This is a genomic window from Micromonospora sp. RV43 (genome assembly GCF_001029515.1).
GTDB lineage: Bacteria > Actinomycetota > Actinomycetes > Mycobacteriales > Micromonosporaceae > Micromonospora > Micromonospora aurantiaca.
The window spans coordinates 1-18,101 of the sequence record NZ_LEKG01000167.1; the positions used below are offsets into that span (position 1 = coordinate 1).

At 73.0% G+C, this 18,101-nt stretch carries 18 protein-coding genes; 3 read left to right on the forward strand and 15 right to left on the reverse strand.

Features of this window, described 5'->3' with window-relative positions; genetic code table 11:
* Positions 1-2: 2 nt before the first annotated feature.
* From ABD52_RS29780 to truB, 7 genes are all read right to left on the reverse strand, one after another.
* Complete coding sequence (locus ABD52_RS29780) at positions 3-470, reverse strand: GNAT family N-acetyltransferase (protein WP_013284682.1); 468 nt, start codon at positions 468-470, stop codon at positions 3-5.
* 76 nt (positions 471-546) lie between these two features.
* The gene (gene dapB / locus ABD52_RS29785) at positions 547-1,308 is read right to left on the reverse strand and encodes a 4-hydroxy-tetrahydrodipicolinate reductase (RefSeq protein WP_047893947.1); all 762 of its coding nucleotides are present in this window, start codon (positions 1,306-1,308) and stop codon (positions 547-549) included.
* A gap of 72 nt (positions 1,309-1,380) precedes the next feature.
* On the reverse strand, positions 1,381-2,748 hold the full coding sequence (locus tag ABD52_RS29790) for a pitrilysin family protein (RefSeq protein ID WP_047893948.1): 1,368 nt from the start codon (positions 2,746-2,748) through the stop codon (positions 1,381-1,383).
* A 121-nt stretch (positions 2,749-2,869) separates the two neighbouring features.
* On the reverse strand, positions 2,870-5,239 hold the full coding sequence (locus ABD52_RS29795) for a polyribonucleotide nucleotidyltransferase (protein WP_013474443.1): 2,370 nt from the start codon (positions 5,237-5,239) through the stop codon (positions 2,870-2,872).
* 220 nt (positions 5,240-5,459) lie between these two features.
* Positions 5,460-5,729 (reverse strand): 30S ribosomal protein S15, encoded by a 270-nt coding sequence (gene rpsO, locus ABD52_RS29800; protein ID WP_013284678.1) that lies wholly within the window; start codon positions 5,727-5,729, stop codon positions 5,460-5,462.
* Between the two features lie 182 nt (positions 5,730-5,911).
* Positions 5,912-6,838, reverse strand: a complete 927-nt coding sequence (locus ABD52_RS29805; protein ID WP_013284677.1) for a bifunctional riboflavin kinase/FAD synthetase — start codon at positions 6,836-6,838, stop codon at positions 5,912-5,914.
* 29 nt (positions 6,839-6,867) lie between these two features.
* The gene (truB, locus tag ABD52_RS29810) at positions 6,868-7,752 is read right to left on the reverse strand and encodes a tRNA pseudouridine(55) synthase TruB (RefSeq protein WP_013284676.1); all 885 of its coding nucleotides are present in this window, start codon (positions 7,750-7,752) and stop codon (positions 6,868-6,870) included.
* Between the two features lie 108 nt (positions 7,753-7,860).
* On the opposite strand from truB, the gene ABD52_RS29815 reads away from it, so the two are divergent.
* From ABD52_RS29815 to ABD52_RS29825, 3 genes are all read left to right on the forward strand, one after another.
* Entirely contained in the window at positions 7,861-8,856 is a 996-nt protein-coding gene (locus tag ABD52_RS29815) for a hypothetical protein (RefSeq protein WP_047893949.1), read from the forward strand.
* A 31-nt stretch (positions 8,857-8,887) separates the two neighbouring features.
* The gene (locus ABD52_RS29820; protein WP_013474441.1) at positions 8,888-9,190 is read left to right on the forward strand and encodes a hypothetical protein; all 303 of its coding nucleotides are present in this window, start codon (positions 8,888-8,890) and stop codon (positions 9,188-9,190) included.
* Between the two features lie 87 nt (positions 9,191-9,277).
* Entirely contained in the window at positions 9,278-10,219 is a 942-nt protein-coding gene (locus tag ABD52_RS29825) for a hypothetical protein (protein ID WP_047893950.1), read from the forward strand.
* A 6-nt stretch (positions 10,220-10,225) separates the two neighbouring features.
* On the opposite strand, the gene ABD52_RS29830 is transcribed toward ABD52_RS29825, so the two are convergent.
* From ABD52_RS29830 to infB, 8 genes are all read right to left on the reverse strand, one after another.
* The gene (locus tag ABD52_RS29830) at positions 10,226-11,545 is read right to left on the reverse strand and encodes an MATE family efflux transporter (protein ID WP_013474439.1); all 1,320 of its coding nucleotides are present in this window, start codon (positions 11,543-11,545) and stop codon (positions 10,226-10,228) included.
* A 596-nt stretch (positions 11,546-12,141) separates the two neighbouring features.
* Positions 12,142-12,351: a DUF6186 family protein gene (locus ABD52_RS29835; RefSeq protein ID WP_030269837.1), complete on the reverse strand. Its 210-nt coding sequence runs from the start codon at positions 12,349-12,351 to the stop codon at positions 12,142-12,144.
* Positions 12,351-12,758: a hypothetical protein gene (locus tag ABD52_RS29840; RefSeq protein WP_047893951.1), complete on the reverse strand. Its 408-nt coding sequence runs from the start codon at positions 12,756-12,758 to the stop codon at positions 12,351-12,353. Before ABD52_RS29840 ends, ABD52_RS29835 begins: the two co-directional genes overlap by 1 nt.
* Positions 12,759-12,903: 145 nt before the next feature.
* Positions 12,904-13,950 carry a bifunctional oligoribonuclease/PAP phosphatase NrnA gene (locus ABD52_RS29845; RefSeq protein ID WP_047893952.1) on the reverse strand — a complete coding sequence of 349 codons (1,047 nt, stop codon included), beginning with the start codon at positions 13,948-13,950 and terminating at the stop codon, positions 12,904-12,906.
* Positions 13,947-14,438: a 30S ribosome-binding factor RbfA gene (rbfA, locus tag ABD52_RS29850; protein WP_013474438.1), complete on the reverse strand. Its 492-nt coding sequence runs from the start codon at positions 14,436-14,438 to the stop codon at positions 13,947-13,949. The genes ABD52_RS29845 and rbfA overlap by 4 nt, the downstream gene beginning before the upstream one ends.
* 181 nt (positions 14,439-14,619) lie before the next feature.
* Entirely contained in the window at positions 14,620-14,913 is a 294-nt protein-coding gene (locus tag ABD52_RS29855) for a DUF503 domain-containing protein (RefSeq protein WP_013284668.1), read from the reverse strand.
* Positions 14,914-14,954: 41 nt separating this feature from the next.
* Positions 14,955-15,998: a TRM11 family methyltransferase gene (locus ABD52_RS29860; RefSeq protein WP_047893953.1), complete on the reverse strand. Its 1,044-nt coding sequence runs from the start codon at positions 15,996-15,998 to the stop codon at positions 14,955-14,957.
* 82 nt (positions 15,999-16,080) lie between these two features.
* Positions 16,081-18,101 (reverse strand): translation initiation factor IF-2 (infB, locus tag ABD52_RS29865; RefSeq protein WP_053065513.1); only part of this gene is annotated, 2,021 nt, incomplete at its 5' end.

Sequence of the window (18,101 nt, forward strand, 5' to 3'; positions counted from 1 at the left end):
GGTCAGGCTGGGGGGAGTTCGGCTACCAGTTCTTCGTCCTCCATCGCGCCTGTGGGGTGGAAGCCCAGGGACGTGTAGAGGGCGGCGGCGGGCTTGTTGTCGGGGTGGTAGCTCAGGCGGATCGGCCGGCCCGCCTCGGCGAGCCAGTCGGCGAGCGTCCGCACTGTGGCGCGGCCCAGGCCCCGGCCCTGCTCGGCGGCGTCGATCACCATGCCGCCGATCCAGCGCGACTCGTCGTCGTCCACGCCCCACATGACGTGGCCGACGACCGTCTCGTCGGCGTAGACGGCCAGCGAGTTCCAGACGTCCGAGCGCTCGGTGAGAAGCAGGTAGCGGGCGGCCAGCGCGGCCACGAAGGCGCGCTGGTCGTCGTGCGGCGCGACGTCCGCCACGGCCCGCCAGTTGTCGTCGTCCACCGGGCGCAGCGTCACCCGGCGGCCGGTGCGGTCGGAGTGTCCGGAATCGATCATGAAAACAGCCTAGGTCCACGCCGCCGACCAGGCAAAACGGTTTCCCGCAGCAGGCCGGAGCACGCCGCGCGACGGATCAGTCGAGCAGGGCGTCCAGGCCGACTGTGAGACCGGGCCGGCGACCCACCTCCCGGACCGCGAGCAGCACGCCGGGCATGAACGACACCCGGTCGTACGAGTCGTGCCGGATGGTGAGCGTCTCGCCGGTGGTGCCGAACAGCACCTCCTGGTGGGCGACCAGGCCGGTGGCGCGTACGGCGTGCACGCGTACCCCGTCGATGTCGGCACCGCGGGCGCCGGCCACCTCGTCGCGGGTCGCGTCCGGCGCGGGCCCCAGGCCGGCGTCGGCGCGGGCCGCGGCGATCAGCCGGGCCGTGTGGGTGGCGGTGCCGCTCGGCGCGTCCAGCTTGCGCGGGTGGTGCTGCTCGACGATCTCGACCGACTCGAAGTAGCGGGCGGCGCGCGCCGCGAACTGCATCATCAGCACCGCACCGATGCCGAAGTTGGGAGCGATCACCACGCCTACGCCGGGCCGGCCGGCGAGCCAGCCCCGCACCTCGGCGAGCCGCTGCCCGGTGAAGCCGGTGGTGCCGACCACCGCGTGCACGCCGTGCTCGACGCACCAGCGCAGGTTGTCCATGACCGCGTCGGGGGTGGTGAAGTCGACAACCACTTCGGCACCCGCCTGCGCCACCGCGTCCAGGTCGTCGCCCTGGTCGACGGCCGCGACCAGCTCCAGGTCGGCGGCGGAGTCGACCGCCTTGCAGACCTCCATGCCCATCCGGCCCCGGGCACCGAGCACACCGACCCGGGCCGCCGTCTTCTGCTGCTCAGTCACGGGCCACAACCTATCCCAGCGCCCGGCACGGGATCCGGCGGACCGGCGCGGCGCTCAGGACCGGTGGGGCGCTCAGCTCGTGGCCGTGAAGCTGCCGGAGTCGAACGGACCCACCACGGCAAGCGACATGGGCCGGCCGAGCAGGTCGGCGGCGAGCGTGTTCACGTCGTCGAGCGTCACCGCGTCCACCCGGGCCAGCAGGTCGTCCACCGGCATCAGGTTGCCGTAGAGCAGCTCCCCCTTGGCGAGCCGGCTCATCCGCGAGCCGGTGTCCTCCAGCCCGAGCACGAACGAGCCCTTGCTCATCCCCTTGCCCCGGGCCAGTTCCGCCTCGGTGATCCCCTCGGCGGCCACCCGCGCCAGCTCCGCGCGGGTCAGGTCCAGCACCTCGTCCACCCTGCCCGGCGCGCACCCGGCGTAGACGGCGAACACGCCGCTGTCGGCGTACTGGCTGGCGTAGGAGTAGACCGAGTACGCCAGGCCACGCTGCTCCCGGATCTCCTGGAACAGCCGGCTGGACATGCCGCCGCCGAGCACGTTGTTGAGCACGCCGAGCGCGAACCGCCTGTCGTCGGTGCGGTCGATCCCCGGGCAGCCGAGGATGACGTGCGCCTGCTCGGTCTCCTTCGGCTCGACGAGCGTGGTGGCCGGCTTGGTGCGTACCGTCGGGGTGGCCGCGCGGTGCGGCGCGGGCGACGCCGGGTCGGTGTCCAGCGGGGTGCCGCGCAGCGCCTGCCGGACCAGCTTGACCACTGCGGCGTGGTCGAGGTTGCCGGCGGCGGCGATCACGATCTGCGGCGCGGTGTAGCGGCGGCGGTAGAAGCCCTGGATCTGCCGCCGGGTCATCGGCGTGACCGTCTCCTCCGTGCCGGAGATGAGCCGGCCCAGCGGGTGGTCGCCGTAGACGGCGCGGGCGAACAGGTCGTGCACCTCGTCGCCGGGCTCGTCGTCGTGCATGGCGATCTCTTCGAGGATGACGCCGCGTTCGGTCTCCACGTCGGCGGCGGTCAGCACCGAGTCGGCGACCAGGTCGCACATGACGTCGATGGCCAGCGGCAGGTCCTCGTCCAGCACCCGCGCGTAGTAGCAGGTGTATTCCTTCGTGGTGAAGGCGTTCGTCTCGCCGCCCACGGCCTCGATCTGCGCCGAGATCTCCAGCGCGCTGCGCTTGTTGGTGCCCTTGAACAGCAGGTGCTCCAGGAAGTGCGCGGCACCGGCCTGCGAGCCGGTCTCATCGCGCGAGCCGACCGCCACCCAGATGCCGAACGACACGCTGCGCATCGCCGGGATCGCCTCGGTGAGCACCCGCAGCCCGCTGGGCAGCACGGTACGGCGGACGGTGCCGCCGAGCGGGTCGTCGCTGAGCGTCCGGGTGACCGCGCGGGCCGCCGAACCGGTCGACGCCACCCCCCGTCCCGTCGAGGCGACTGACGAACTCACGAGAACCTGCTCTCCGGATGACGAGGAACGGCGGGACGTACGACGGCTCCAGCTCGCGCAGGCGACCTGGAGCCGTGGGCCGGCCCGGGCGACGCGGACGTCACCCGGGCCGGTCGGTGGATCAGCTGTGCCGGGTCCGGCGACGTGGACGGGACTCGCCGCCGCCCTCGCCACCCTCGGAGCGGCGCTCGCCACCCTCGGAGCGGCGCTCGCCACCCCGGTCACCGCGGTCACGCGGGCCACGGTCGCCGCCGCGGTCCCGGCCCGACGGACGGTCGCCACCGGCTGCCTCACCGGCGGCCGGCGCCTCGGCGCCCTCCGGACGGATCTTGTCCAGGTAGATCTTGCCGCGGGCGTCGATGTCCGCGATCTCCACCTCGACCTTGTCGCCGACGTTGAGGAAGTCCTCGACCTTCTCGACCCGCTTGCCGTCGCCCACCTTGGAGATGTGCAGCAGGCCGTCACGGCCCGGCAGGAGCGAGATGAAGGCGCCGAACGCGGCGGTCTTCACCACCGTGCCGAGGAACCGCTCGCCCACCTTCGGCAGGGTCGGGTTCGCGATGCCGTTGATCCGGTCAACAGCGGCCTGGGCCGACGGCCCGTTGGTCGCGCCGACGTAGATGGTGCCGTCGTCCTCGATGGAGATCTCGGCGCCGGTCTCGTCCTGGATGGCGTTGATGGTCTGGCCCTTCGGGCCGATCACCATGCCGATCTTGTCGACCGGGATCTTCACGGTGGTCACCCGCGGCGCGTAGTCCGACATCTCGGCCGGCGCCTCGATGGCCCGCTGCATCACGTCGAGGATGGTCTGCCGGGCCTCGTGCGCCTGCTGGAGCGCGGCGGCCAGCACGTCCGACGGGATGCCGTCGAGCTTGGTGTCGAGCTGCAGCGCGGTGACGAAGTCACGGGTGCCGGCGACCTTGAAGTCCATGTCGCCGAACGCGTCCTCGGCGCCGAGGATGTCGGTCAGCGTCACGTACTGGGTCTTGCCGTCGACCTCGTCGGAGATGAGGCCCATGGCGATGCCGGCGACCGGCGCCTTCAGCGGCACACCGGCCGAGAGCAGGCCCAGCGTCGAGGCGCAGACCGAACCCATCGAGGTGGAGCCGTTGGAGCCGAGCGCCTCGGAGACCTGCCGGATGGCGTACGGGAACTCCTCGCGCGACGGCAGCACCGGGATCAGCGCCCGCTCGGCCAGCGCGCCGTGACCGATCTCGCGACGCTTCGGCGAGCCGACCCGGCCGGTCTCACCGGTCGAGTACGGCGGGAAGTTGTAGTTGTGCATGTAGCGCTTGCGGTTCTCCGGGGACAGCGTGTCCACCATCTGCTCCATGCGCAGCATGTTCAGCGTGGTGACGCCCAGGATCTGGGTCTCGCCGCGCTCGAACAGCGCCGAGCCGTGCACCCGCGGCAGCACGCCGACCTCGGCGCTCAGCGGACGGATGTCACGCGGGCCGCGGCCGTCGATGCGGACCTGCTCGCGCAGCACCCGGTTGCGGACCTCGGACTTGGTCAGCGAGCGGAACGCGGCGGACAGCTCCTTCTCGCGGCCCTCGAACCGGCCGGTCAGCTCCTCGGCGACCTTGGCCTTGATCCGGTCCAGGGCCTCCTCGCGGTCGGCCTTGCCGGCGATCTTCAGGGCCTCGGTGACGTCGGCGCGGGCCACGTCGGCCACCGCGTCGTAGACGTCGTCCTGGTAGTCCAGGAAGACCGGGAACTCGCTGACCGGCTTGGCGGCGACCTCGGCCAGCTCGCTCTGCGCCCGGCACAGCTCACGGATGGCCGGCTTGGCGGCCTCCAGGCCGCTGGCCACGATCTCCTCGGTCGGCGCGGTGGCGCCGTCGGAGATCAGGGCCACCGCGTTCGGGGTGGCCTCGGCCTCGACCATCATGATCGCGACCTCGCCGTCGGCGAGGGTGCGGCCGGCCACGACCATGTCGAAGGTGGCCCGGGCCAGCTCCTCCAGGGTCGGGAAGGCGACCCACTGGCCGTCCACGTGCGCGACCCGGGTCGCGCCGATCGGGCCGGAGAACGGCAGGCCGGAGAGCTTGGTCGACATCGAGGCGGCGTTGATGGCCACCACGTCGTACGGGTGCTGCGGGTCGAGCGCCAGCACGGTCTCGACGACCTGGACCTCGTTGCGCAGGCCCTTGACGAACGACGGGCGCAGCGGCCGGTCGATCAGCCGGCAGGTGAGGATGGCGTCCTCGCTGGGCCGGCCCTCGCGGCGGAAGAACGAGCCGGGGATGCGGCCCGCGGCGTACATCCGCTCCTCGACGTCCACCGTCAGCGGGAAGAAGTCGAACGACTCGCGCGGCTGCTTGCCGGCGGTGGTGGCGGAGAGGACGACCGTCTCGCCGAGCTGGGCGACGACGGAGCCGGCGGCCTGACGGGCCAGGCGGCCGGTGGAGAAGGTGATCTCACGGGTGCCGAAGGACCCGTTGTCGATCACCGCGGTGCGGGATTCGGTGCCGAGGTTGGTCTCGGTCATGTGCTGTGGTGCTCCTTCGCGTCGTCGGCCGACGACACGGGAACTGCTCAGGCGGCCGGTCTTCGATCGAAGCGCCCGGGGTGGCCGGCGTCGTGCCGGGATTCCCGGGGGCCACTACCGGAGACCGGTGCTGACCGGCTCCCTCTTCGGGTGTCGCGCGGCCGGGTTCTTCGGTGGTACTGCAACGGGGGAGCGGCCAGGCGGCCACTCCCCCGTCAGGTCATCGGCGCAGGCCGAGCCGCTCGATGAGCGACCGGTAGCGGTTGATGTCCTTCTTCTGGACGTAGTTCAGCAGCCGGCGGCGCCGGCCGACCAGCAGCAGCAGCCCACGGCGGCTGTGGTGGTCGTGCTTGTGCACCTTCAGGTGCTCGGTGAGCTCCGCGATCCGCTTGGTCAGGACCGCGACCTGCACCTCGGGCGAGCCGGTGTCGCCCTCGGCGGTCGCGTACTCCTGGCGGATCTTGGCCTTGGCTTCCTGGTCGAGCGCCATGTTCTCCCTGTTTCGTGGGTCATTCGATGAGGTCCGGAGCGGTCGTGGTGACCGGTGCAACGGACCGGTTCCTCGCACCCGCGGCGTCGTGCAGGCACGCGAGGCCCCCGTCGGTCAGCCGACGTCTCCGTCAGCCTACCAGCCCTCGGGACGGACGGCCGGTCAAGGTGGCCCCGCGCCGGTCAGAGCACCGCCCGGCGGGTGCGTTCCACGTCCTCGGCGATCTGGGCCACCAGCGGTTCGATCGCGTCGTATGTCCGCTGCTCACGCAGGTGCGCCACGAAGTCGAGCGCCAGCCGCTCGCCGTACAGGTCGCCGCTGAAGTCCAGCGCGTACGCCTCCACCCGCCGCTCCCGGCCGGAGAACGTCGGGTTGGTGCCGATCGACACGGCCGCGGCCAGCGGTTCGCCGTCGCGGCGCACCAGGCGGGCCGCGTACACCCCGTCGGCCGGCACCGCCGCGTACCTGTGGGTCAGCAGGTTGGCGGTGGGGTAACCCAGCTCACGTCCGCGCTGGTCGCCGCGGACCACCACGCCCTCGACGCGGTGCGGGCGGCCGAGCGCCGCCGCCGCCGCGCCCACGTCCCCCGCGTCGACGCAGGACCGGATGTACGTGGAGGAGAAGACGGTCCCCGCCTCGGCGACCAGCGGCGCCCCCTCGACGGCGAACCCGAAGGTGCGGCCCAGCCGCTCCAGCAGCGGCACGTCACCGGCGGCCCGGTGCCCGAACCGGAAGTTGTCACCGACCACCACCAGCGCGGCGTGCAGGTGCGCGACCAGGACGTCGTGCACGAACGCCTCGGGTGGCAGCCGGGAGAACTCGACTGTGAACGGCACCACGCAGAGCACGTCCACGCCGAGCGCCTCGATCAGCTCGGCCTTGCGGGCCGGCTCGGTCAGCACCGCCGGGTGCGAGCCGGGGCGTACCACCTCGGCGGGGTGCGGGTCGAACGTCACCACCACCGACTTGACGCCCAGCTCCCGGGCGCGCGCCACGGCGTGACCGATGGTGGCCTGGTGCCCCCGGTGCACGCCGTCGAAGACGCCGATGGTGACCACCGAGCGTCCCCAGCCGCCGGGCGCCGCCTCGTACCCCCGCCACCGCTGCATGCCGTTCCTCCCCTGTCCGCCCGCGCCGTTCAGGCCGGGGCGAGCACGATCTCCGCGCGGGCCCGACCGTCCCGCTCGCTGACGATAGCGATCAGCCCGCCCGCCGGGTCGAAGACCGCGTACGGCCCGGTGATGCCGGCGGGCGCCAGCGGCCCGCCGTGGGACAGCACCCGGGTCTCGTCGGCGGTGGCGTCCCGGCGCGGGAAGAACCGCGCGGCGGCGGCGTCCAGCGGCAGGTTCACCACGTCCGGCGCGCGCTCCTCGAGCTGGTCGAGCGTGGCCGCCTCGGCCAGCGTGAACCCGCCCACAGCGGTCCGGCGCAGCGCGGTGAGGTGACCGCCGACGCCGAGCGCCGCGCCCGCGTCGCGGGCCAGCGCCCTGATGTACGTCCCGGACGAGCAGGTCACGTCCACGTCCACGTCCACCACGTCCGGGACGTCCCGGCGGATCGCCAGCACGTCCAGCCGCGACACGGTGACCCGGCGGGCGGGCAGCTCGACCGCCTCCCCGTCGCGGACCCGCTTGTACGCCCGCTGCCCGTCGATCTTGATGGCGCTCACCGCGCTCGGCACCTGGTCGATCTCGCCGGTGAGGGCGGCCAGCGCGGCGCGCACCCCGTCGTCGGTGACCGCTCCGGCCGGGGTGGTCGCGACGACCTCGCCCTCGGCGTCGTCGGTGACCGTGGCCTGTCCCAGCCGGATCGTCGCGGCGTAGCTCTTGCCGGCGCCGATCACGTACGTGAGCAGCCGGGTCGCCCGGCCCACCCCGATCACCAGGACGCCGGTGGCCATCGGGTCGAGCGTGCCGCCGTGACCGACGCGGCGGGTACGCGCCAGCCGCCGGATGCGGGCCACGACGTCGTGCGACGTCATGCCGCCGGGCTTGTCGACCACGATCAGACCGTCTGTGCTCACGACCGCCAAGCCTGCCAGATGTCGGTGATCGGCCCTGCGGGGGATACCGCCCAGCTTCGGCGGGGTGTCAAGATCGTGCGCCAGCGCCCCGTCTGCCCGGGAAGTCCGATGACCGATCACCGCTCCGCCCCCGACCCCTGCTTCTCCGCCGGCCCGCCGGAGGACGAGCTGGGACGGGTGCCCGAGTGGCTGCGCCGGCCCGAGCCCGAGGTGCCGCCCGGCCGCGCGGACCGCCTGCGGATCGCGCTCGGCGGGCACTCCGGCAAGCTGCTCGGCGGCGTACTCGCGCTGGTGCTGCTCGCGTTCTTCGGGCTCGTCGGGGGCCTCGGCTATCAGGGCTTCCAGCGCTGGCGGGAACCGGCCGCCGAACACCCCACGGTGAGCCTGCCGGTCGGTGAGCAGGCGTCCTCGTCGGCCTCGCCCCCGCCGGCCGCCGGCCCGTTCGACGGCACCCCGGCGGCGGCCTTCCCGGAGGGCGCGGCGGGGATCGCGCTGCCCCGCGCCAAGCGCACCGGCCCGTTCACCGAGAAGCAGGTGGCCGACACGCTGGCCAAGGTACGCAAGGCGCTGATCACCGCCCGGCTGGACCGCACCTTCTTCACCGCGAAGGACCCGGAGCGGCTGGTGCGCCAGTTCGCCCCGGACGCGCGGGCCGGCGTGCGCGACGACTTCCCCACCGGCGAGGCGAGCACCTACGCGACCCGGCTCGCCCCCGGCGCCCGGCTCACCGCCGACCAGCCCCGGGTCAAGGGCCGGATCAGCTACCGGGCGACGAAGGACCGGGACGGCATCCGCATCCTGGAGGTGACCACGAACTTCGTCTGGGCGTACGCGTTCCCCACCACCAGCCCCACGCCGGGCGACGGCGTCGTGGTGGTCCACGACACGGTGAAGTGGAGCATCCCGCACCCGGCCGACGTGACCACCGCCTCCGCCGGGCTGTGGATCGAGAGGGCCGACTCGTACGCCTCCAACATCGACTGCGCCGCGCTGGACAAGGGGCTGCTCGCGCTCGGCAAGCAGTCGTTCGGCGGGCCGGCCGACCCGGACCCGGACGCGGTCTTCGACCCGGACAAGACGGTCGATCTGCCGGACACCTGCTGACCCGCCCGCCTCGTGGACGGAGACCTACCCGATGAGTGACGTACCGCCTCCGGCGCCACCCCACCGCGCGCGGGTCGACCTGCCCGACTGGATGCGCCATCCGGAGCCGCCGCGCCGTACCCCCGGGCGCCGCCTGTCCGACCTCGTCGACCGCGTACCTGCGCTGGCGGCGGCACGCCGCCGGATGTGGGCCCGGCAGGGCCGGACGCGGTTCGGCGACCGGCACCCGGCGCTGGCCGCGATCGGCTCGTTCGTGTTCGTCGCGGTGACGGCGACGCTGCTCGTCGTCGGCATGCTCCACCTCGCCTGGGCGATCCGTCAGCATCGCATCTGACCAGCGGGGGAAACGGGACAGCGGGGATCGGCGTCCGGGTGCAATGATCATGCGCCCCCTGCTCCCTGCACCCCTCTGGAACGCCGCATGAGCACCGAACCCGGCACCACCCCACCCGAGCCGGATCCCTACGCCGTCGCCTCCCGGGGCGAGGAGATCCAGCTGCCGAGCTGGATGACCGGCGCGGACGCGGACGTCCCGCTGACCCGCGCCGAGCGCTTCCGGATGGTCTGGTCCCGGCAGCGCGGCAAGCGTCACGTCGCGCTCGTGGTGGTGCTCGCGCTGGTGCTGATCGGCGGCACTGCCGTGCTCGGCCGGGTCACAGTCGACCGGGTACGGTCCGGCACCGCCGCCGCGGCCTCGGCCGAGGCCAGCCCGTCGCCGGTTCCACTCAGCCGGGTCGGCGAGCCGCGCGACCTGTTCGTGGGCACCGCCGGAGCGGACTTCGCGGTCGGCGAGGCCGGGATCGTCCTGCCGCGGGCCACGGCGCAGCCGCCGTTCACCGCCCGCGAGGTGGCCGCGGCGCTGACCCAGGTCCGGGCCGCTCTGGTCCAGGCCCGGCTCGGCCTCCCCATGCGCGTCGGTGACGCGGAGCCGTTCCTGGCGTTGCTGGCGCCGGAGTCCCGCGCCCAGTTGCGCCGGCACTTCGAGGACCAGTCGTTCGTGCACTACGCCACCCGGATCGGCTCCCAGGCCGAGGTGGACGAGATCCGGGTCCGGGGCGAGATGACCTATGAGGTGTTCACCGCCGAGGACGGCGAGCCGAGCCTGCGGATCACCACCGAGTACGTCTGGATGTACGCGTTCGACATCCCGCGGACGACGCCGGGCCCGGCGGGGATCGCCAGCATCCGCGACCAGGTGGTCTGGGAGATCTTCCAGCCCGGGGATCTGCCGGCGACGCAACGCGGCCTCTGGCTGATCTCTGCGAAGTCGAGCACGAACAACGTCGACTGCTCCCGCCTGAAGGAGGGCTTCTTCACGGTCGAGCCGTGGACGGGCGGTCCCGGCTCGTTCAAGCCCTGCTGACCGGCGTCAGCGCACCGCGCCGACCACCGCCCACGCACCCGAGCGCATCCGCAGCAGCAGGCCAGCCAGCCGCAGCACCACGAACAGCGTCAGTCCGGCCCAGATCCCGCCCAGCCCGAGGTCGAACCCGTAGGCCAGCCAGATCGCCGGCAGGAACCCGCCGAACGCACACACGATGGTGAGGTTGCGCAGGTAGCGCACGTCGCCCGCGCCGATCAGCACCCCGTCGAGCGCGAACACCACGCCGCCGATCGGCTGGAGCGCCACGAACCACGGCCAGGCCGTCATGGCCTGCTCACGTACCTGCGGATCGGAGCTGAACCACGACGGCACGACGCCGGCGCCGGCGGCGATGAGCACCGCGAAGGCCACGCCGCACAGCCCGCCGAGCAGCGCGATGCGGCGGGCCAGGAACCGCGCGGCCGCCGCGTCGCCGCCGCCGAGCGCGGCGCCGACCAGCGACTGCGCGGCGATGGCCAGCGCGTCGAGCACCAGCGCGGTGAAGAACCACAGCTGTACGGCGATCTGGTGCGCGCCGACCGCGGCGGCCCCGAAGCGGGCCGCGACAGCTGTGGCGGACAGGAAGCTGGCCTGGAACGCGACGCCCCGCACGAGCAGGTCCCGGCTGAGCACGAGCTGCTGACCGATCACCCGCGGCCGGGGGCGCAGCGAGACCCGCTCCCGCACCAGCGCCGCCGCGAACAGGACACCGGACAGCGTCTGCGCGATCGCGTTCGCCACCGCCGAGCCGACCAGGCCGAGCCCGGCCGGGTAGACGAGCAGCGGGCAGAGCACCGCGGAGAGCAGGTTCGGGCCGAGCACGAACAGCAGCGGGCGGCGGGTGTCCTGGATGCCGCGCAGCCAGCCGTTGCCGGCGGCGGCGAGCAGCAGGCCGGGCGCGCCGAGCGCCGCGATCCGCAGCCACCCGGCGGCGGCGTCGGCCACCTCGCCGGGGCCGCCGACGAGGGTACGCGCCAGCGCGCCCCCACCGATGCCGATGGCGACCGCCACCAGCACTCCGGTGGCGAGCGCGAGCCAGGACGCCTGGACGCCCTCGGCCACCGCGGCGGCCCGGTCCCCCGCCCCGAAGCGGCGGGCCGAGCGGCCCGTTGTGCCGTACGCGACGACGGTCCCGACCCAGGCGGTGAGCGTCATGACCGTGCCACCGACGGCGAGCGCGGCCAGCGGCACCCGGCCGAGGTGACCGACCACTGCGGTGTCGACCAGGACGTAGAGCGGCTCGGCGGCCAGCACCACGAGGGCGGGCAGCGCGAGCGCGGCGATCCGCCGCGGCGAGGCGGTGACGGGGGTGGCGGTGGTGCTCATCGCCGCCGATCCTGGCACGCTCCCAGTAAGGCACGCAAGGCAGACGGCTACTTACCCACAGCGGCCGGGAAACGGGCGGGTTCCCGAGCGGCGGTGACGTCGGCGTCGGGCCGGGGTGTGGTCCTCGGGCCCGGCCGGCGTCACCGCCGGACGGCGTATGTCACTGACGGGTGTCCATCGAGGTCTGCAGCGCGCGGCGCATCTGCTCGCGCGCCTCGTCGGTGGTGGTCTCGGTCTGCGGCTTGCGCTTGCTCGGCATCTCAAGGTCCTTCCAGGGTGCGGACCGCCGGGACGTGGCGGTCCTACGGGCGCCCGGCGCTCCGGATCGGCGCGACAGCGAATCGCGCCGCGACCGGAAGTCGTCGGCGGCTGAGCGCCCGGCAGCGGTCCGGGATCACCGGAGCGGCTCGCCTGGCAGCGGGAGCCCGGGTCGGTCTGACCCTGGAGGGAGGCGAAGCCGGGTGCGGCACCACCGCCCGTGACCAGCGCCGCGAAGCGCCGGTCCCGCACCCAAATTAACGTTCACTTTCCAGATGCTGCCCGCTGTTCCCGAAATGCGGAAAGATCAACGTCGTCGTCCGGTCCGGCGAGGGCGGTCAGCGGGCCAGGAAGTGCCAGCCCAGCCACCACCAGAAGCCGAACAGCCCGATCCGGCCGACCGGCACCGGGCCCACCTCGTACCGCATCACGAACGCGCAGACGTCGGCCAGCGACGGGATCCGCGACCCCTCCCGGCGCGCGGCCCACTCGACGACGGCGAACAGCACGATCGAAACCAGGAAACCGCCGATCGCCAGTGCCCGCATCATCGGCGCACCAGTCCCCAGAACGCGGACAGCCACGCGAACCAGGCCGCCGAGCGGATCAGGTTGTCCTCCAGCAGCGGATCGGCCAGCCGGGAGAAGGTGGGGAAGTCGTCACCCGCCGCCATCACGAACGTCGCCCCCTCGAAGACCCCGAAGACGGTCACCGGGACCAGCCACCAGAGCGCGACCGACGGCAACCGGCGCGGCGCCGGACGCCGGGGCACCCGGTTGCTCAGGCCGACCCAGATCAACCCCCCGCCGGTGGTGAGGATGTAGAGGTTCGCCGCGGTCGAGAAGGACGGCATCTGGCCGCCGACCAGAGAGAGGCAGATCAGCACCGGCACGGAGACGACCGGCCGGTCCCAGGCCCGGGGCGCCTCGACGGTGAGCTCACGGGGATGATCCATCACCCGATTGTCCCCAGCGTGACGCACCGCGGAAAGCCCGGCACGCGTCGTGATCCCCCGAAAACGCGCCGATCAGCTCACACTTCCGATCGCCGCCGCACCGGATCGACCGGACCAGAAGGACATATCGCTCCAGCCGGGCGCCTCACGCCACGGGGGTCACCACGCCGGTGGCCAGCTCGGCGCGGATCCGTCCGACCACCTCGTCGAGCGCTCCCCGGCCGGTGAAACCGGCGGCGAACCGGTGCCCGCCGCCGCCGAGCGCCACCGCCACCCGGCTCACGTCCACCGCGCCCTTGCTGCGCAGCGACACCGCCCACTCCGCCTCGCCCGACTGCTTCACCACGCAGCTCACGTCCGCCTCGGCGGTGCAGCGCACCGAGTCGATCAGCGCCTCCAGCACGTACGCGGGCTGGTCGTGGCGGACCAGGTCGTCGCGGGTGGCGTACGTCCAGACGAGGCCGTGCCCGGCGGCGGCCGCCGGTTCCAGCGTGGCCCGGCCCAGCACCTCGCCGAAGAGGCGGACGGCGCCGAACGGGCGGGTGTCGAAGATCCGCCGGGAGATGTCACCGGGCCTGATGCCGGTGGCGATCAGGCGGGCGGCCGTCTCGTGCACGGCCGGTGTGGTCGCCTCGAAGCGGAACGAGCCGGTGTCGGTGGTCAGCGCGACGTACAGCCCGGTCGCGATATCCGCATCCAGTGTCACGCCGAGCCGGTCCAGCAACTCCAGCGCGACCACGGAGGTGGCGGCGGCGTGCGGGTCGACCAGGCTGATCCGGCCGAACCCGCTGTTCGAGGCGTGGTGGTCGAGCACGAGCGACGTGCCGGCCGTGTCCAGCCGGTCGGCCAGGTCGCCCAGCCGGGACTCGCTCGCCGCGTCGAAGCAGATCACCAGGTCCGGAGCCGGGTCCGCGTCGTCCTGCGGCACCAGCAGGTCCACGCCGGGCATCCACCGGAACGGCTCCGGCACCTCAGGCGGGCCGGGGAAGGTGGCCTGGAGATCGCGTACGCCGAGCCGACGCAGACCCAGCCCGAAGCCGAGCATGCTGCCCAGCGCGTCCCCGTCCGGGTTCACGTGGCAGATCAGCAGCACCCGCGCGTCGGCGGGGAGATCGCGTACCGCCGCGACGGCGGCCGCCCATGCGGTCTCGGTGGGCCCGGCCGGCGCGCCATCCGCGGCGGCCTCGGTCACCGGCGGTCGCCGGCGCGCGGCTCGTCGTCGCCCTCGTCCTCGGCCGGGGCGTCCTCGCCGTCCTCGTCCTCCTCCTCGACCCGGTACGGCTGGGCGTCACCCGCGTACGAGGCCTGGGCGGCGAGGCGCTGCACCTCGGCGTCGGCGGTACGTGCGGCGGCGAGCAGGTCGTCGATGTGCTTGACCTGGTCCTGCACGTCGTCGAGGACGAACGTGAGCGTCGGCGAGTGCCGCAGCCCGAGCGCCTTGCCGACGGTGCTGCGCAGCATGCCCTTGGCGCTCTCCAGCGCGGCGGCGGTGCTCGCCTGGGCCGCCGCGTCGCCGAGCACCGTGTAGAAGACAGTGGCGTCGCGCAGGTCGGCGGTGATCCGGGCGTCGGTGATCGTGATCATGCCGAGCCGGGGGTCCTTGATCTGGCTGCGCACCACCGACGCGACAAGTTCCCGGATGCGCTCCGCGTGCCGGCGAACCTTTGCCTGATCCGTCATGTCCCCCACCTCCGGGATCACCTGTACCAATGACGGCGCCGGATCACCAGGCGATCCGGGCCGTCGGCCGGAGACGGCGGGCGCGTGGGCGCCGCCGGGTCCGACCGCCCAACGCTGAAGAACACTACCCGCGCCCGGCCGGGCGTCGCGCGGCACGGCCGGAGTGCCGCGCGACGCGCCGTCAGTCGTCCGCGCCGTGCAGACGACGGCGCACCGACAGCAGCTCGGTCTCCGGGCGGGCGGCGACCAGCCGCTCGCAGGAGTCGAGCACCTCACGGACGTGGGCCGGCTCGGCGGCCACCACCGCCACCCCGATCTCGGCCCGGCCGTGCAGGTCCAGCGCCCCCACCTCGGCGGCGGAGACCTCGAACTTGCGCAGCGCGGCGACGATCGGCCGGACGTAGGACCGCTTGGCCTTCAGGGACCGGGAGTCACCCGGGAGCAACAGGTCGAACAGTGCGGTTCCGGTATACACGGCGAGCAACGGTACGCCGGGCGGCGCACCCCGGCACGCGATTAAGGCGCGACAGCCACCAGCACGTCCCGCTCGATCGCCTGGTCGACCCGGTGGGCGAAGTCACCGAAGCCCGGGCCGTCGAGCACGCGCAGCCCGGCGTCGGCCAGCACCGCCTCCGCCTGCGCCCGCGGGGCCACGTGCGTGTTCCAGGACAGGCCGAGCGCCCCGCCTGGGCGCAGCAGCTCCCGCCACACGGGCACGGCGGCGGTGAGCAGCTCCAGCGGACTGCGGGACAACCCGTGGTCGGTACGGCTGCCGTGCGCCACGCCGTACGGCGCGTCGGTGACGATCACGTCGGCGCAGCGGGCGCGCAACGCCTCGCGGGCCCGGGTGGTGTCGGTGTTCAGCACAATGACGCGCTGGGTGGCCCCGGCCCGGTGCTCGTCCCGCGACGGCGCGAGCACCGCCTCGAACCGGCGGGCGACCAGCTTGCGGTCCCGGCGCACCGACGTCGACTCGGCGGTGTGCTTGAGCCGCTTGCGGCGCAGCCAGGTGCGCAGGAACGCCGCGTACGCCTCCACGTCCTGACTGTCACGCTCGATGCCGATGCCGTCGTAGCCGTACATCAGGGCCTGGTTGAGCGTCGTGCCCCGGCCGCAGAGCGGATCCAGCACCACCACCGGACCGTCCAGCATCCGCGGCGCGGCTGCGGAGGCGAGCACTGTGACGTTGAGCAGCAGCCGGGTGAACTGCTCGTTGGTCTTTCCGGCGTACTTGGGGATGGTGATCAGGTCGGAGTCGTACCGGGCCAGCGGGCGCAGCGGCACCGGCCGCAGCAGGTCGTCGCCGACCCGCTCGAACAGCGCGTACGCCGCCGACAGGTTCGCCAGGTGGGCCAGGTCCCGCTCGCCGAGCCCGGGCGCGGCGGTGGTGAACGTCAGGTACTCCACCCCGCCGATCCCGGTCACCTCCGGGTCGGCCGGTACGACGTCCAGCACGCCGGAACCGGCGAACACGGCCAGTTCGGCGCGGGCCAGCCGGGCCGCCGCGTCGGCGTAGACGCGGTTGGCGGAGGGGGCGAGGAGCAGCGCGTACCGGATCACGCCGCAGATTGTCGCAGCCTGCACAGACGGCGACGGCCGGGGCCCGAAGGCCCCGGCCGCCGGCCGGTCGTACGCGTGGTTCTCAGGCGCGCGGCTTCTCGCGCATCTCGAACGTCTCGATGACGTCGCCGACCTGGACGTTGTTGTAGCCGCCCAGCGTCAGACCACACTCGAAGCCCTCGCGGACCTCGGTCGCGTCGTCCTTGAACCGCTTCAAGGAGCTGATCGTGAGGTTGTCCGCCACGACCGCCCCGTCCCGCAGCAGCCGCGCCTTGGCGTTGCGGCGGATGAGGCCGGACCGGACGATACAGCCGGAGATGTTGCCGATCTTGGACGAGCGGAAGACGTCGCGGATCTCCGCGGTGCCCAGCTCGACCTCCTCGTACTCCGGCTTGAGCAGACCCTTGAGCGCGGCGTCGATCTCCTCGATGGCCTGGTAGATGACGGTGTAGTACCGGATCTCCACGCCCTCGCGGTCGGCCATCTCGCGGACCTTGTTCGAGGCCCGCACGTTGAAGCCGATGATCGTGACCGCCTCGGACGAGGCGCTCGCGAGCATGACGTCGCTCTCGGTGATCGCGCCCACGCCCCGGTGGATGATCCGAAGCTGGACCTCCTCCGGGATGTCGAGGTTGAACAGCGCGTCCTCGAGCGCCTCCACGGAACCGGAGACGTCGCCCTTGAGCACCAGGTTGAGCGAGGTCTTCTCGCCCTCCTTGAGCTGCTCCATGAGCGTCTCGAGAGTGGCCCGGCCACGGGAGTTGGCGAACGACGCCGCCCGCCGCCGTGCCTGACGCTGCTCGGCGATCTGCCGCACGGTGCGGTCGTCCTCGGCGGCCAGGAAGGTGTCACCCGCACCCGGCACCGTGGTCAGACCCAGCACCATGACCGGACGGGCCGGACCAGCCGAATCGACCGGCTTGCCGTTCTCGTCGAGCATGGCCCGGACCCGGCCGTGCGCCCCACCGGCGACGATCGAGTCACCGGCACGCAGGGTGCCCTTCTGCACCAGCACGGTCGCCACCGCGCCACGGCCCTTGTCCAGGTGCGCCTCGATCGCGACACCCTGCGCCGGCCCGTCGATCGGAGCGGTCAGCTCCAGCGACGCGTCGGCGGTCAGCAGCACGGCCTCGAGCAGTTCCTCGATGCCGATGCCGGGCTTGGCCGCCACGTTGACGAACATGGTGTCGCCGCCGTACTCCTCGGCGACCAGGCCGTACTCGGTCAGCTGCTGGCGGACCTTGTCCGGGTTCGCCTCGGGCTTGTCGACCTTGTTGACCGCGACCACGATCGGCACGTCCGCCGCCTTGGCGTGGTTGAGCGCCTCGATGGTCTGCGGCATGACACCGTCGTCGGCCGCGACCACCAGGATCACGATGTCCGTGACCTGGGCACCACGGGCACGCATGGCGGTGAACGCCTCGTGACCCGGGGTGTCGATGAACGTCACCGCGCGGTCCTCGCCCTCGTGCGGGACGTGGACCTGGTAGGCGCCGATGTGCTGGGTGATGCCACCCGCCTCGCCGGCCACCACGTTCGCCTTGCGGATCGCGTCGAGCAGCTTGGTCTTACCGTGGTCGACGTGACCCATGACGGTCACCACCGGCGCACGGCTGACCAGGCGGTCCGCCGCGACCTCGGCGTCGAGGTCGATGTTGAACTGCGCGAGCAGCTCGCGGTCCTCGTCCTCCGGGCTGACGATCTGCACGTCGAAGCCGAGGTGCTCACCCAGCAGCTGCAGGGTCTCGTCGGAGCACGACTGGGTCGCCGTCACCATCTCGCCCAGGTTGAACATCTCCTGGACCAGCGAACCCGGGTTGGCGTTGATCTTGTCGGCGAAGTCCGACAGCGAGGCGCCACGGGACAACCGGACGACCTGACCCTGACCGCGGGGCGCACCCGAGGACATGGTCGGGGCCGACAGGTTGTCGAACTCCTGTCTGCGCTGCTTCTTGGACTTGCGACCGCGGGTCGGCCGGCCGCCGGGACGCCCGAAGGCACCCGCCGCGCCACCGCCACGGCCACGGCCACCGCCGCCGGGACGGCCACCGCCGCCGACCGGGCCACCCGGACGGAAACCACCGCCGGCAGCACCTCGGCGAA

Excerpts from the sequence above, each read along its gene's own strand:
- ABD52_RS29820 (WP_013474441.1), top strand. The coding sequence starts at position 8,888 with ATGAGTGACGTACCGCCTCCGGCGCCACCCCACCGCGCGCGGGTCGAC.
- ABD52_RS29835 (WP_030269837.1), bottom strand. The coding sequence starts at position 12,351 with ATGCGGGCACTGGCGATCGGCGGTTTCCTGGTTTCGATCGTGCTGTTC.
- ABD52_RS29840 (WP_047893951.1), bottom strand. The coding sequence starts at position 12,758 with ATGGATCATCCCCGTGAGCTCACCGTCGAGGCGCCCCGGGCCTGGGAC.
- ABD52_RS29830 (WP_013474439.1), bottom strand. The coding sequence starts at position 11,545 with ATGAGCACCACCGCCACCCCCGTCACCGCCTCGCCGCGGCGGATCGCC.
- ABD52_RS29815 (WP_047893949.1), top strand. The coding sequence starts at position 7,861 with ATGACCGATCACCGCTCCGCCCCCGACCCCTGCTTCTCCGCCGGCCCG.
- rbfA (WP_013474438.1), bottom strand. The coding sequence starts at position 14,438 with ATGACGGATCAGGCAAAGGTTCGCCGGCACGCGGAGCGCATCCGGGAA.
- ABD52_RS29795 (WP_013474443.1), bottom strand. The coding sequence starts at position 5,239 with ATGACCGAGACCAACCTCGGCACCGAATCCCGCACCGCGGTGATCGAC.
- rpsO (WP_013284678.1), bottom strand. The coding sequence starts at position 5,729 with ATGGCGCTCGACCAGGAAGCCAAGGCCAAGATCCGCCAGGAGTACGCG.
- ABD52_RS29780 (WP_013284682.1), bottom strand. The coding sequence starts at position 470 with ATGATCGATTCCGGACACTCCGACCGCACCGGCCGCCGGGTGACGCTG.
- ABD52_RS29805 (WP_013284677.1), bottom strand. The coding sequence starts at position 6,838 with ATGCAGCGGTGGCGGGGGTACGAGGCGGCGCCCGGCGGCTGGGGACGC.
- ABD52_RS29825 (WP_047893950.1), top strand. The coding sequence starts at position 9,278 with ATGAGCACCGAACCCGGCACCACCCCACCCGAGCCGGATCCCTACGCC.